Source organism: Fusibacter fontis (assembly GCF_055378735.1).
This window is the reverse complement of the sequence record NZ_AP042445.1, coordinates 2486747-2502280: the sequence shown is the minus strand read 5'-3', so window position 1 is coordinate 2502280 and position 15534 is coordinate 2486747. Positions and strand designations below refer to the sequence as shown.

Sequence of the window (15534 nt, the reverse complement as noted above, 5' to 3'; positions counted from 1 at the left end):
GGAAATTGCATAATTACCTTTTCAGTGTGAAAATCATGTATTGATAAATTTAAAATGGCTCAATCACGGCATTTCAAAAATTGAGATTCTAATAAATTAGAACTCGATTCTAATAAATTAGAACTCGATTCTCACATATAAGAATTATGCAATTTTCTAGTCTATCTAAACTAAAAACAACTTTCAAGTCACATTTGTTTTACGTTTATCATATCAATAAGAGGCGTTTGTTTCAATACTTCGTCGACATAAGAGGTAACTGAACATAAACTATTGTACCAACCCCTAATGTTGAAGCAACTGTCAAGGACCCATTTAACATTTCTGCCATCACCTTCGCTACTGTTAATCCCAGTCCAATACCTTCTCGACATTCTGAGGCCTCTTCATCTAGATGAAGTGTGATCCGATTGATACATTTCACTTGCTCATCAGACATTCCAATGCCAGTATCCCTTATAACCAACATTAAATCAAAGTGATCGACATCTATTTTTTGATATAAAACTTGAACTTCCACAACACCCGTTTCCGTATATTTCACGGCATTTTTCAGTGTATTCGTTAAAATGTGTTTCAGTTTCGCTTCATCTCCCTTGGCCTGTTCGGGTAGATTCGACTCAATTGATATCGTGGTCTTTAATCCTTTTTCTACCGCAAGAGGCTCTAGGTACAGCTTCATCTCATCCATCAAATTCGTCAAATTAAACGGTTCATTGTTTACTTGCATCATGCCTTTTTGAATATTGGCAAACTCCATTAAATTACTCATTGGTTCAAGTAGCGTTTTAAAATACCGTTCGGTAGCAGCGACATAATCATCTGCTGGATGTGCCATATCGATTGTTTTTAGCACTTCAAATGTTTCCAAAATCCTCTGAATCGACGGTTGAATTTCTCTGCTAAGATTGGACAAATAGTTGGTCTCAGTTAACTTGACGAGCTCAGTTTGTCGAATGGCTACTTGATATTTTTGGATGTAATCACTCTTCACCTTTGCCTCTAATAAAAGCAGTGAAATCATTTGTGCCATTTCTATCGTTTCTGTATGCCATATACAAGGGTGATAAATTGCATCAAGTCCTATAATTCCAATGCAGGTATTTTGATTTATTAAAGGAATTGTTAAAACAGATTGTGTTCCTTGTAGTTGATAAATCTCTCGAAAAATACTGTCATTGATGTCTTCCATTCTCTGAAAACACATCACACGTGCATCTCTTATCATTCGTAACCAATCTTCAACCGATTTGTATGAGACGTTTTTGATGTTCATCGATTGAATTTCTTCTGTATTCCGAATCCATTCATGCGTACATGTAATGGTTTGATTGTCGTCATTGAGTTCAATTAAATAGGTTCTATCCACATCAAAGTACTCGCCAACCGCCTTTAAAGTCCAAAAAACGACTTCGTGATAATTGACTGGCGTTAACTCCGATAACAGTTTCGTCATTTTCATTAACATATCTAAAAAATTCTGTTGTTTATCCATTTTTCTTTTCGATTCAGATAAAGGATCCGATAGAGCCTCAAACTGAATCTCCTCATTCATCTTATTCATAAATGCCTCCGGGCAATGTATAAAATTTTCTAAGATGTTTAACCTATACCACAAAAAAGAAAAAACTCTCATTTCTTTCGAAATAAGAGCAAGTAGTGTTGGAGGAATATAGAAATAGAAAGTCTTTCTTTTATTAACAAAGGCGCGCGTATTGTATACACTGCGATTCTTTTTCGAGATGATAACCGACAAATCCACGATCGATTAACGCCCGTTGATCTTGAATATTATTCATTTGAATGCTATGACCACTTTTTGAATCGATAATGGATTCCTTTTTTAAATCTTTATGTAAAATAAACCGCCAAAGTCCGGGAGTCCCATATTTTTGTTTGAGCGCTTCTATTTTTAGTCCAGAAGACATGATGTTGTAGAGGCTGAAAAAATTAAACGGTGAAACAGTACAAAATACATGTTCCATTTGGTAAGGTTCAATGATTTCCATCACTTTCTCAAGCGTCAAAGATTGCAGTCGATTACCTCGATACTCAGGGTCGACAAGTGTTGTTTCAAGGTGAACTACTTTCGTGAGTTCTGACGACTCTAGATGAATATCATGTCCCAAATTTCTCGATTCATTTCCAGGAAAACTTATATATCGATAAGCAATGAGTTGTTCTTTTGAATTAAAAACACCAATTATTTTGCCTCCTGACACAAGGTCGGCTAACATGTCTTCTTTTGAATCGCGATACAAGATGTCTTTGTTCGGAAGTTTCTCATACACAAGGTTTTGTAGCCTCATCACTTGATCAAGTCCATCTTCATTTACATATTGCATCGTATACGGCTCAATTTGACGGGTGTTCGCCTTTCTCTTAATGACATATCCTTGATTCAAAATCATAGTAGCCTCCTTTCTAAAGGGCATTTTCTAACAGGTACGATTTATCGGGTTTGTTTAATCGGGTACGATTTATCGGGTATCTCTAACGGTTAATTTTGCTATTCCATCTGACAACTTATCAACAGATATGAAGTTGTCAATATTATAACCTGACAACTTGCATCAGTCAAGTAAGTTGTTTGTAAAAAATGTTTTTTAATCATATATCAAGTGATATAATAGAGTGAAAAAATAATCTCATTGAGAAAAATCAAGTTCTGGAGGCAATTATGAGTGAAAGCAGCTCAAAAAAAGTGAAACATCCTGAAGTTCAAATAGACCAACAATCATTTCTTCGCATTCCAATTAAGACACATGTGATTATGCGAGAAGACCTTTTGATTCCAGTGATTCAAAAGTATGCAGCTGAGCATTTAACAGAAGGAGATATTTTGTTTGTAACGGAGAAAATCGTTGCCATTACTCAAGGTCGCGCTATCCCTCTTAAAGACATTCGTCCTAGAAAATTAGCGCATTTATTGGCAAAATTTGTTACAAAAACACCTGCTGGAATCGGTCTTGGTATGCCAGAAACGATGGAGATGGCACTCAGAGAATGCGGTATTCCGAGAATTCTTTATGCGTCTGCAGCAAGTGCAGTTACGAAACTTTTGGGAAAAAAAGGGGTGTTTTACGATATTGCAGGGTATAAAGCCAAATCTATTGATGGCCCGACACCTAACACGTTGCCACCTTATAATCAATACGTTGTACTCGGTCCAGATCAGCCGGATCAAGTCGCAAAAGAGATCAGTGCTTCTTTAAATGGTGCACTCGTTGCTATTGTTGATATCAACGACTTAGATGGTGAAATTTTAGGCGTATCACACCCATCAATCGATAAAAAATTACTCGTTCGCATCTTAAAGGACAATCCACTTGGCCAAGATCAAGAACAAACACCACTTGGTATTATCCGCAAAATTTAGATGAACTGACAATTTGGATACGTCCATTCAGAGCACAAAAAATAAAACCTGCATTTCGCAGGTTTTTTTACGTTTACAAGTATTCGATTAAAGGGTGTTGATTGTAGATTCCCCAGTTTTAGAGTTCGTGTGATTTTTTAACGACATATTTTTCAATGCGTTCGATATTTTCAGAGGCATTTCCCACATAATAGATGATGTCGCCTTCGAAAAAGCTCATTTTAGGGCCTGGCGATAAAATAAGTTGACCATTTCGATTAATCCCGATAATCGTCGCACCTGTTGCTGCCCAGAATTTGACTTCACCAATGGATTTTCCAATGAGATGACTGTCTTCTGGAATTTTAAACTCTAAAGGATGAATGATCCCCACGTGCTTCATGATTAAAGCCTGTTCAATTAACGTGTCCAAACGCTCAAGTACAGTATCTTCAATCACTCGTTTTTCATCAATCATCTTACTAATATCTTCTCTAAGGGATAAAATGCGATCTTTTGAATGGTGTTCTTTAATAAAACCTTCCGCTGCAATTTTGGACTTGATGAGGATTCCTTTTTTCTCAATTACTTCAACGACTGTCAGCTCTTCCAGTAATTTAAGTGCCCGCCGAATGGTCTCTGGAGACACACTGTATTTACCTGAAAGTGTGGAACGACCTTTGATGATTTCTCCAACTTTCCACTCGTCATTTAATATGCTGTAGGCAATGTCTAATGCAATTTTTTCATAGCGAGATGTCTTACCATTTAAAACTTCAACTGACTCTTTATCCATCACAACTTAATCCTCTTTTCACTAGAATAATCCGTTTATAATGCCATGACTCAATGTTACAATTAAGATTCCTGCAATAAAATTGCCGATGAGAATCGCTGGAAATGCTGTTTTAAATCGAAGATCTAACAAGACCGCTGCCAATGTTCCACTCCATACACCCGTTCCAGGAAGTGGTATCGCTACGAATATAAGGAGTCCCCAAAATCCGTACTTAATGATTTTGTCGCTCTTTTTTAAACTTCTCATGCTGAGATGGTCGACCATTTTCTTAAAAATAGCTTTTTGACTGATGAATTTAAACACAGGACGAATCCCAAGAAGTAAAATTGGAACTGGAAGCATGCTCCCTAGAAAGCTGACAATGAAAGAATGAATCGGTGCGAGTCCGTTTGCAATGCCAATGGGAATTGCCCCTCTTAATTCTATTATGGGTACAGCCGCGAGCATGGCTGTTTTAAACTCTATTGATACTATTTTTAATAAACTTATAATCCAATCCATTTTATATCCTAACTATGTGTGATTTATGGTGATATGATGCGGTTTCGCTTATAGTATATCATATACTTGACGCGCTGCTCTACTATAAAAATAATCGAATCCGTGTAAGGTTAACCCAATAACTCAAGCTTTGATATGACCTCGCAAGTATTTGCATAAGCTTGTTTTGCTCTAACTGAAAACAACGTATAGTCCTCTACTAATTGATTCAACAACATCGGATCATCCAGTTTAAACTGACCGACAAATCTCAAATCGACGCAGATGTCATGCAAACGCTTTGCTTCACTTTGAAAGTGTGTCAAAGGTTCAATTAACAATTTCAGCTTGGTAAAATAGCTTGGGAACATCTCATAGGCATACACCCATTTTTTAGCCAACATTCGCTTTCTGTGGATGTATTTTTCTTCAGAGAATTGACTTTCATCTAACTGGATGAATTCATTTAACAAATCCAAGTGGCTTTTTTGAATCATCGTCGTTAACGTAATGTCCGTTGGATGATCGAATGGATTTACGGACGCATCACAATCAGCAAACACGATGTTTAAATCAGAAAATCGAGTGTAATAGTCACTGTATGGAATTTGAAACGCTGCTATCATTTCTTGTCTGACGCTTGTTTTCAACTCATTGAGGCGATGACGTGTGGTAGAGGACATACAATCAACATAACCATTTTCAAATACGTCAATCTCTCGGATAAGAGATGTTAAATTGAAAAAATATTTACTCATTAAATCCGAATCAATATACGCCTTAGCTTGTATGTAATCCTTGAAGAAAAATAGGATTGCGCGCAGTTTTCGAATGGATTCGCGATAGTGATGAATGGATTCGTGATCAAATCCACTTTGAATCATTTTATCTTGCTGCTGATCTATTTCGGTTAACAGTTGTCGGATGATTTCCATTTGACACCTCCACTGAATTTTTATATTGAGTCATTTTAAATCGTTCTTTATATTGTGCTCATCTGTTGTTCTCGTATGTTGTTCTCGTATGTTGTGTTCGTATATTGAACTTATTATACCATTAAGCGAATCCTTTTGTTATAGTGGTTTCTCATTTCAAAGAAAAAAACCTTCATCGTGCCAATCACATCGCAGTGATGGTACAGTGAAGGTTCAACATCAAATTAGAAAACAATGAACTGGGATTTAGATTTTGTGTTCAATCGCCTATGTCTATATAAAGATATAACTATTTACAAGGATAAAATGGGAAAGGCTTCCCGCCAAGATAAAGAGATGAAAAATTTCATGAAAACCAAAATTTCCAATTTTAATACGAGTGGATTTGGTCGCATAAAAAATCGATCCCACTGTGTATAAAAGACCTCCAGCTACCAACCAAATAAAACCGCCTGTTGGTAAAGCCTTAAAAATAGGAACGATGAAAATTAGACTTAACCAGCCTAAAAATAGATACATTCCTGCGGATAACCATCGTGGCATATTGATAAATAAAATTTTTGAAACGGTTCCAATAAGCGCTAATCCCCAAACGAGACCCAGGAGAATCCAACCTTGTTGCCCTTTTAAAACCGTCAGACAAATAGGGGTATATGTTCCTGCGATTAGCACAAAAATCATGGAGTGATCCATTTTTCTTAAACGTTTTATGGTTTTTTCAGATCCTTTGAACCAATGATAAATCGAAGATGCACTATATAGAAGAATTAAACTCACTCCAAAAATAACGCCTCCGATAAAATAGGTCATGTTGTGCTTAATAACGGCATTGGCAATCATGGCAATCAGTGCAATCAAGCCAAATCCTGCGCCTATTAAATGTGTAATGGTATTAATTGGTTCTCTCATAAGCTCCCTCTTTTCAACTACGTCATCAATGTAGTATTGATAACTACATTATCTATTAAAGATAATATATCACATAGAGGCTATAATTTCAATACCTATTTGTTATAATCTTGTATTTTTTGAGAATTTTATAGAATCCCATAAAGAATGAGTACTGATGACTCTAATGTGAGTATCATGACTCTAATATGTGTTTGATTACTCAATAGATATAATCTGAGTTGCATATTGACGCACTCCGCTTGTTGTCATCTTTTCTAGTGTTACGACGTCATATCGGAGCGTAAGAGTCGAATCTTCCTGATATTTTGAAAAGGATACTGTAAAATTTTGAGTGACTTCATCTAATGTACCTTTCACTTTTTGCCCATTCACCAGACACACCAAGCCGAAAGAATCTTCAGCATCATTTGAATCTGTCCGTCCTTTTGAAATATCCCACTCTTCAAAATTTAAATGACAGGATAAGACGATATCTTCTCCATATTTTTCTGTGTTCATTGGCTCTTTAAATTGAACAGACATCGCTTGGTGATGCGCATTTTTTTCAAAACTCGTCTTCAAAAGTCGATAATTGTTATCCCATAGGATTTTATTTAAACGTTCATACGTGTATCCGCGTGACTTCATTTCTTCAATGATTTTTGACACATCAGAAATATCCTCAATACCATCTGGCATGCCCGCTCCATCAAAATCAGATCCCAATCCGACATAGTCATCTCCAACGAGCTGAACGACGTAGTCAATATGATTCACGACAGTTTCTACCGTTACAGGTTCTTCGCCTAGAAATGATCGACAATAGACGATGTTGACCACACCCCCCATTTCTGCAATGGCCTTAATTTGATCGTCTGTGAGATTTCGAACATGAGGCTTAATTGCTGAAACACCTGAATGACTGGCTAAAATAGGATGTTTGCTCATCTGTACGACATCCCAGAACGATTTTTCACTCATGTGTGACACGTCGATTAACAGGGATAGGTCATTCATGCATGTGACAAAATCTCTTCCCATTTCCGTCAGTCCATTGTTTCCCGGTAGATTGGGGTAAAACTGTTCAAGCGTCCCGTCACAGATGAGATTTGAGTAATTCCAAACAGGCGCGATGACGCGAACTCCAAGGTCTCGAAACTGCCTCAAAAGTCCTTGATAATTGGATGGCGTCAAAGCGTAATTTCCTTCAATCGTTGGAATGGCCATAGATTGTTGCATCTTAAGTCCTTCTTCAATCTCACCAATGCTTCGACATATTTTAAAGCGAGATGCGTGAATTTTCTCTGTATACTCAAGGGCATGAATGCCCGCAAGCAGTTTATTTAGGCTTTCGTTTGGGGTCTCACTCCCCTCACAAAAGGAGGCAAAATACGCAAGGGAGACAGGGCTTTTTTCAAATTTGGGTAAATCAATATGAAAAGGCGTCTCTTCACCTATATCATAAATGGGGATGAGTGAAAATGGATCTACTATCTTCATTAGAGTATCGTTGTGACAGTCAATTGCACAATATGTGTCGGTTTTCATAATGAACCTCCTATCAGTTTCTCGCCTTCATTATAACATGTTCCTCAGGTCCGATTGCAAAGATTCAATCGATTTCGCGCTGTTTTCTGAATATTTTGAAATATGGTTTAATTGTCTTTACAAACCTATTTTTGAAAGGTATGATTTTAGTATAAACGCACTGAGGAGGTTCAAATGAGTGCATGGATTGAAAATCGAAATGGCTCACTTTATATAGAAGATTGTCGAGCGAGCGATTTGGCTCAACACTATAAAACACCTGTTTACATTCTTTCTGAAAACTGTATTCGTCAAAAATGCCAGATGGTACGAGAACAATTCACACAGAAATATGAGCGCACTCATGCCGCTTATGCAAGTAAAGCGCTCCTAACTCGATCCATTGCAAAAATCATGAATCAAGAAGGACTCTACTTAGATGTTGTCTCTGGTGGAGAATTATACACGGCACTACAAGCGGATTTTCCATCGGAAAAAATTATATTTCACGGTAATAATAAGTCCCTCGAAGAACTTGAGTATGCCATCCATCATCAAGTCGGTCGCATTATCGTTGACAATATGTATGAACTCATTGCACTCAACACGCTCTGTACGGCAATGAATCGAAAAACCCACGTCCTCTTTCGCGTCACACCTGGCGTTAAAAGTGATACACATCACTATATTACAACAGGTCACTCCGATTCTAAGTTCGGTTTTTCACTAGATGATACGTCTTTAAAAGAAGCCATTCAAACTGTTACCGATCAGCCGCTCATTGAATTTCTAGGGTTTCATTTTCATGTTGGGTCACAGATTTTCGATGTTTCTTCACACGTTGAAGCATTGGAAATCGTGCTGAATGAACTCACGCTTCATCAAATTGCCGTTCAGGAACTCAATATAGGCGGTGGGTTTGCAGCAAAATATATCGAAACAGACAAACCAAAGGATATTGCTCATTTCGTTGATCCCATCATGGCACTCATCGAACGTTTTAGCGATGCCCATGGAATTGAACGCCCAACTGTGTTTATTGAGCCTGGTCGATTTCTCGTTGCTGAAGCTGGCGTAACACTTTACACCGTAGGCGCTATAAAAAGTCGATTAAGCGGCAAAATTTTTGTCTCTGTTGATGGCGGAATGACCGATAATTTACGACCTGCTTTATATCAAGCTCAGTATGAGGCAAAACTCGTAGAAAAGCTCAATGAACCTAATATTCAAACCGTGACGCTTTGTGGAAAATGTTGTGAATCGGGTGATATTCTCATAGAATCGCTGCCACTTCCCGTTGTTCGCGAAGATGATATTATTGCCGTCTTTACGACAGGCGCTTACCATTATTCCATGGCTTCTCACTATAATAAACATCCAAATCCACCAGTGGTGCTCGTCAATCATGGCGATTCCCATATCATCATCCGTCGTGAGTCCTATGAAGACCTACTTCGTCTCGATGAAATCCCTGCACACTTGAAATAAAATAAAGCACTTATAGCGATTTATCCCGACGGGTACGCCTATAAGTGCTTTCGTTTTGTGGATATCTATGCTTTTATCAACAGGTTATCCACACAAGTCCCAATTTTTCATGTTTTTCATATTTTAATCAACATTTTTTATTTTAATTTCTAAATTAAGTTATAAATAAAAAGCCAAATAATCAAGAATAGCCCTAGTAGCCACTGAATGCGATACACATTCAAAATCAAACCGTTCCATCGATAATCCTGCTTTGCATGATTCAGCATCAGTGCAGCGGGAAATGATAAAATCAACGCGCCAATTCCAAACAATCGCGTTCCATAAATCGGAATATTGATCCCATAGATGACATCCCAAATATCATATGAACTTGAGATAATTAAAATGAAAATCAGGATTCCCGATATCGCCAAGCTGTGTAGCAAGAAAATAAATCGAGGTGTCTCATGTATGCGATGCACTTTCAGATCCGACCATTTGGTCAACAAAATTAAAAGTCCTAAAGCGTTGCAAATCGTCATAAAAATAATCAATGATCCCGCGACGATCTTACTTTGAAAAAATGACGTGCGCTCGTAGATGGAATTTCCTACAATCAGATACTCCAATTGTCCGGATTCATTGGTTCGAAATTCTGCAAACGTCTCATTTTCTTCACAATAGAAAATGGTCTCGCTAATTGGTACATAGACATCCGAATCGATCTCAATGCCGGTTGCTGTGGCTTTAATTCTCACTTGATGAATAATTCTCGTGAGTTTCTCAATCGTCTCTTCAGAGGCATTGACAGGCGAATAAACGCCTGTAAATTTAGACAAATCTTCAATTGGATAAGGCTCCTCTACAGCGGTTTTTTTGAAATCTTCAATTAAGTCCCCTAAGACCACGTTGGTAAAACTCTCACGTGCCTCTAAATTATTGGAGTTATACGTTAAAAAGATTCCTAAGTTCAACTTCGGAATGACCAATAATCTCGAGTTAGAGCCCGGAATACCCCCATCGTGAATATAGGCTTCATATTTTCCATATTTCACAACTGTAAAACCATAGCTTTTACCTGAAATATATGGATTATTGGCAATTTGTCTTGTGAACATAGCTTCTTTCATATCTTCAGATAAGCTATTTGAAGTCAGCCTCATCAAAAATTTTGTCATGTCATCTACCGTCGTAATGAAATCTTCTGATGGTAAATACTTGGTATTAAAATGAGAAAGTGGTGTTTTACTACCTCCGTAGACAGAGTAATTCTGAACCATTTTGGGGCCAATGACATTTCTTCCCATAAGAATATCCCCAGAAACGGTCATCTCCATAGGCGTCAAAACATGTTCTGCCATATAGTACTCATAACGTTCCCCTGATATGCTTTCAATGAGCACTCCAGCGAGTAAATATCCAACATTGGATACGATGGTATAGTTATCCTTTTCAATGACCGGTTTTAAACGGTAGGTTTCAAAAAATTGCTTTGCATTGTCTGCAAAACTGAGTTTCATCGTTCGAAGTGGATCCTCTTGATTCGCTGAATCGGCTTTTAAAGCCGCGAGTCCCGTTGTATGTGTCAATAAATTTTTATAAGTCAAATCGCACAGATAGTCGTTGTCTTTTAAGTAGTCTGGTAGATAGGCTTCAATAGAATCATCCACAGAAATATTTTCATTTTTTAAAAGCTCTAAAAGGGCATATGTGGTCAATACCTTAGAAATAGAACCCGTCTGAATCAACGACAAACCTGTATCCATAGGGGTTTTTGTCGTTATATTGGCATCGCCATAAGCGGCTTTCATCTGTACCATGCCATTTTTAACAACCGTTACCATCATACCAGGTATATTGTAATTCACCATCTCGACATTTATTTCATGATCGAGTCCCTCGTCCTCTGTCGTTGCAAATGCACTTCCCATTACCAAGGAACAACAAATCAATAGGACTAACCCAAATCTGAGAGTTTTTTTCACGCGTCACTCCTTATCACACACACGATTGCTTATTTCACAATCTTATATAGTTTTCCTACTTTATCTCGATACGTTAAATCTAAATTGATGTCCTTTCCTACAATAATCCCGCTAGACTCCAAAATGCCTCTTACGGTCTCATAAGCTAAATCTGGAAAGTTGTTTTCCTTACTCAAATGGCCCAATAAAATGTTTTTTGCCACGCCATAGTCGATGATCTCTCTCGCAATATAGCCTGCGTCCTCGTTACTCAAGTGACCAAATTCACTTAAAATACGACGCTTGAGATAAATCGGATATGGTCCTATTTTAAGCATCTCAATATCGTGGTTAGACTCAATCATTAAAAGGTCACAGTCCTTAAAATTCTCAATCACCGCATCGTTAACTGCGCCTAAGTCAGTTGCAATTCCGATTTTGGACTGCTCATTTGTAAAGGTATAGCAAAGTGGATCCACAGCGTCATGAGTAATTCGCGTGGACTGAATTTGAATATCTCCAATCGTCAATGAATCAATGGTTTCATAAACGTGTAGAAGAGAGGGATCAATTTCACCCACCTTCGTTTGAATCGCTTCCCAAGTTTTTTCAGTTACATACAAGGGAATCTTAAATTTGCGCATCAAAACACCCAGTCCACTAATGTGATCTGAGTGTTCATGTGTAATCAATATGCCATTAATCGAATGAATATCGACATGAATCGTTTCAAGCGATGCCTTAATATATTTCCCACTCATTCCCGCATCCACGAGAATTCGAGTGGTTTCTGAACCAACAAACTGACAGTTTCCTGAACTACCGCTGGCTAGAGAACAAAAAGATAGTGCCATAAATGCCTCATTTATTCAAAATAATTGACTGCGCGTACGTAAAATACTTGTCCATCCGCTAATTTCAACTGATAATAGGGCAATGCTTCACCAGAAACCAAATTGTTGACCATGAGGCTTGCATCGTTTAACTTATAGACAATTTTAATGTTCGTTACCTCATCTCCTTCATCAAGATCCGGTAACAACTCGTAAAGTACGCGGTCTACCGTGATTATATCATACTTAGTACCTGGTGTAGTACTAGTATTCACGATGTTTTTTCTTGAAAATCCAACAATTTCATCCTCGTAGAACCAAACGAGCAACTTAGATTCATCAAACAAATACGTTTCATAATACTGATAAAATTGGACAATTGTATATCGCCCAAGCTGTCTGATTTGAACTTTGTCATAATTTAGAGACATATTTTTATTTTTAAAATACATCGCTGACTTTTCAATGTATCCACCTTTAGTAGAAGGTTGGTCTATCCGTTTGAATCCCTTCAGATTATTGGGAGAGTCATGTTGAATGCGGCTAAAATGTGCTGATTTCCCAATAATGATTTGATTTTCATCGAGTTTCAAGATATCTGTTGAATTAAAATACTGTTCACCGTCAAATTCATATGAAATTCCCAAAAGACGATCGACAAAAGTCCCATCGTACGTTTCAAAAGTAATATTCGCAGAACGAATCGACCTCGGAAATGATAATTTTTCTTGATTGATGCGAATTTCCTTAGACTCATATAACTGTATCATATCTTCAATATTATTTTTCAAATCTGCATGAAAGCGAACTTTTTCAATCACGTAGGTATACCCTAAAAAAGCATTTGTCATCAATAAAACGACAATGAGAATCGTCTTGATTTTTCTCCAATTCATAGATAGACTCCTTGTTCATATTAAGCTCTCAATCCATTACAAATACGCTGTTATAAGATCTCCTGAAAAAGCATCAAAAATATAGGTTCTTTGATCTATGACTACTTGCCAAACTGGTTTTACGGTGCTTTGACCATTGTCTATCCATTCTAAGTAAGTTAAATCAATGCTTTTAATTTCACTTCTCAACGGGAAATAATAATCAGTAGGATCTAGCACTTCTTCTCTTTTTTCATTATCTTGTAAGTAGAAAACCACAATTTCTAATGAATTATCATTGATACATTCATCCACAGCATAAAGATTGCCTTTACTCATCGTGAGTGCCGTTTGATACTCTCCAGCAAAAATTTTGATATTTTTATCGACAGACACAACTTGATTGTCTTGAACGGTGATTTTCACAGGTGCTTCATCCGAACTGAAATGCGTCATAGAATATGCATTTAATTTATAATTAAAGTAGAACTCATACGTACTGGATTCTTTACTATATGTGAACCGCTCTAAATAGAGACCTTCAGGTATCACGCCAAAATTTTCAATTCGACCTATTGCAAGCGAAAACGCCTCTTTAAATGTCGTCTTTTTTGCACTGACATGGTCGAGTTTCTTTCGATAAGATATCAAGCCCTCTTTCGTCACCGTAAGAGATTTATCGCCATATCCGTACATCAAAATAATCGATTCATTGACATCTTTTAGCTTCTTAACGAAATCCAATCGATTGCCAAAAATAGCGCTCGATATGGAGGCCACTTCCTCTGTGAATTTGGTTTCATCTAAACTCACTTCGTTTTCCACAAGTAGGCTCGGTACCGCAAAATCCTGTTCAACGGGAATGAGTTCGTAATTTAATCGATCATATGGAGATTCCACTGTTGAGTCGAGACTAAAACGCTCTGCTATTTTGCGATATTCCACAATGCCACGATCTTTTAAATCGCGGATTAAAGGTTCGACATCATGTGCTTTTGCCTTATTGGTAAGTTGAAAATACTTCTGATTGACTTCGTCATAAACATAGAGAGACCGTTCATTTCCAACCTTTAACACGTATTCTTTGGGTGTCATTTTAAGCGTGGTATTCACGGATTGTTTTTCAGAAAATAAACTTAGAAATTCATCTACTGAGAGATTAAAGGGCATGCGAATTAAGACGCTTTTTCCAGAAAACGCCTCGTTATACTCTGCTTTTGTTATCTCTTTAACCGATTCAAACTCTAAAAAACAGCTTTCAATATAGGGTCTGACAACACTCCAAATTTCCTTTTGATCCGCCAAATCATATACTTTTGTATATGATAGACCCCCAAAGCTTACTAAAAAACTTTGGGGGTTTATATACTGGGATAAATTTGAAGATGAAATATCTGCCACATCGCTAGATTTGCCATTTATGATCAATCCGTTAAACAAATTCATATAGGTCAAAACTATCGAAGAAAGCACCAAAGTAACCAACAAAATGGACTTTAATAATTCTCTTGTGCCTTTCATCTAGGACTCCCGATTATTCTATTTAGTGTTACCAATCAAAGGCATCACTTTAATGATTTCTTGATTGTCAATCACATCAAACTCAAACTCTTTAATCAATTGCTTCTCGTCATCGATAAAACGAAGAACATAATGACCTGTTGATAATTTACCAACTACTTTTGAATAACTTGGACCATTGATTTGATCCACATACACTTGTTTTTCAAAATAAGTTGAAAACTCAAATTGAATCTTCTCAAGCTCTTTTCGCTCTTCTGCTACAGCAATTTTTAGATTTGTCCATCTCTTATATGCCGCATGAGCTTCCGTATTTAGCTTGGCAAGTTCTTCTGTTTTTCCTGCAATGGATGCAAAATTATATTTTTTATTGAGGACTTTGATTTCTTCATCTTTGCTGCTAATACTTTGATTGAGCTCATAATAGCGATTGATGAGCTGAGTTTCTTTTTTATAATTTTCAGAGTATACAGGCGCCGATGTATCGTATGTTGCATTGTATTTGATTTGTCGATCCATGTTTCCTATTGCTGATGACACGAGGTTCATAACAGAAACTTTTAGATCACTTCCTAAGTTTTCAGCAAAGGTTAATTTATTTTCAACGCGTACAAGTGACATCGTCAGAGGACGATCTTTCAGTTTGTTGCTCACGATATTCACAGTCACAATGACTTGTTTTTCATTACTGATTATCTCAGTACTTGGCTCTACTATAATAATTTGATCTGCCGTCACAGGATGATTGCTCGTCGCAAACGCCATCTGGCAGGATAATATGAGAACCAAAATCAATGTTAGTGAAATACACTTGCGAAACATAGTCGCCTCCAAAAATAAATTTGATGAGTCATAGAAACTCACATTATTATTATACACAA

14 protein-coding genes are annotated in these 15534 nt (G+C 37.1%); 2 read left to right on the top strand and 12 right to left on the bottom strand.

All coding sequences use genetic code 11. The features are described 5' to 3' along the window. Positions 1–232 precede the first annotated feature (232 nt). Together ACZ41W_RS11165 and ACZ41W_RS11160 are read right to left on the bottom strand one after the other, a co-directional pair. Positions 233–1564, bottom strand: coding sequence for a sensor histidine kinase (locus ACZ41W_RS11165; RefSeq protein ID WP_464312059.1), 1332 nt, complete (start codon positions 1562–1564; stop codon positions 233–235). A 133-nt stretch (positions 1565–1697) separates the two neighbouring features. Further along, entirely contained in the window at positions 1698–2411 is a 714-nt protein-coding gene (locus tag ACZ41W_RS11160) for a hypothetical protein (RefSeq protein WP_464312058.1), read from the bottom strand. Positions 2412–2680: 269 nt separating this feature from the next. Between ACZ41W_RS11160 and ACZ41W_RS11155 the strand changes: the two genes are divergently transcribed. Next, on the top strand, positions 2681–3379 hold the full coding sequence (locus ACZ41W_RS11155; RefSeq protein ID WP_464312057.1) for a coenzyme F420-0:L-glutamate ligase: 699 nt from the start codon (positions 2681–2683) through the stop codon (positions 3377–3379). A 118-nt stretch (positions 3380–3497) separates the two neighbouring features. On the opposite strand, the gene ACZ41W_RS11150 is transcribed toward ACZ41W_RS11155, so the two are convergent. The 5 genes from ACZ41W_RS11150 to ACZ41W_RS11130 form a co-directional block, all read right to left on the bottom strand. Continuing rightward, a complete protein-coding gene (locus tag ACZ41W_RS11150; RefSeq protein WP_464312056.1) occupies positions 3498–4154 on the bottom strand; it encodes a GntR family transcriptional regulator in 657 nt (218 codons plus the stop codon). Between the two features lie 21 nt (positions 4155–4175). Further along, positions 4176–4658 (bottom strand): COG2426 family protein, encoded by a 483-nt coding sequence (locus tag ACZ41W_RS11145; protein WP_464312055.1) that lies wholly within the window; start codon positions 4656–4658, stop codon positions 4176–4178. Between the two features lie 110 nt (positions 4659–4768). Then, on the bottom strand, positions 4769–5572 hold the full coding sequence (locus ACZ41W_RS11140; RefSeq protein ID WP_464312054.1) for a CHAD domain-containing protein: 804 nt from the start codon (positions 5570–5572) through the stop codon (positions 4769–4771). A gap of 273 nt (positions 5573–5845) precedes the next feature. Continuing rightward, a complete protein-coding gene (gene trhA, locus ACZ41W_RS11135) occupies positions 5846–6481 on the bottom strand; it encodes a PAQR family membrane homeostasis protein TrhA (protein ID WP_464312053.1) in 636 nt (211 codons plus the stop codon). 198 nt (positions 6482–6679) lie between these two features. Continuing rightward, positions 6680–8011: a dipeptidase gene (locus tag ACZ41W_RS11130; protein ID WP_464312052.1), complete on the bottom strand. Its 1332-nt coding sequence runs from the start codon at positions 8009–8011 to the stop codon at positions 6680–6682. Between the two features lie 174 nt (positions 8012–8185). Here ACZ41W_RS11130 and lysA point away from each other — a divergent pair, with 174 nt between their 5' ends. Then, positions 8186–9478, top strand: a complete 1293-nt coding sequence (gene lysA, locus ACZ41W_RS11125) for a diaminopimelate decarboxylase (RefSeq protein ID WP_464312051.1) — start codon at positions 8186–8188, stop codon at positions 9476–9478. Between the two features lie 149 nt (positions 9479–9627). On the opposite strand, the gene ACZ41W_RS11120 is transcribed toward lysA, so the two are convergent. From ACZ41W_RS11120 to ACZ41W_RS11100, 5 genes are read right to left on the bottom strand one after another with little or no spacing between them, the layout of a single operon-like run. Beyond that, positions 9628–11445 (bottom strand): serine hydrolase domain-containing protein, encoded by a 1818-nt coding sequence (locus ACZ41W_RS11120; protein WP_464312050.1) that lies wholly within the window; start codon positions 11443–11445, stop codon positions 9628–9630. A 29-nt stretch (positions 11446–11474) separates the two neighbouring features. Continuing rightward, on the bottom strand, positions 11475–12278 hold the full coding sequence (locus tag ACZ41W_RS11115) for an MBL fold metallo-hydrolase (protein WP_464312049.1): 804 nt from the start codon (positions 12276–12278) through the stop codon (positions 11475–11477). Between the two features lie 11 nt (positions 12279–12289). Then, positions 12290–13153 carry a hypothetical protein gene (locus ACZ41W_RS11110; RefSeq protein WP_464312048.1) on the bottom strand — a complete coding sequence of 288 codons (864 nt, stop codon included), beginning with the start codon at positions 13151–13153 and terminating at the stop codon, positions 12290–12292. A 36-nt stretch (positions 13154–13189) separates the two neighbouring features. Next, positions 13190–14653 carry a hypothetical protein gene (locus tag ACZ41W_RS11105; RefSeq protein WP_464312047.1) on the bottom strand — a complete coding sequence of 488 codons (1464 nt, stop codon included), beginning with the start codon at positions 14651–14653 and terminating at the stop codon, positions 13190–13192. Positions 14654–14671: 18 nt separating this feature from the next. Continuing rightward, positions 14672–15475: a hypothetical protein gene (locus tag ACZ41W_RS11100; protein ID WP_464312046.1), complete on the bottom strand. Its 804-nt coding sequence runs from the start codon at positions 15473–15475 to the stop codon at positions 14672–14674. Between the last annotated feature and the right edge of the window lie 59 nt (positions 15476–15534).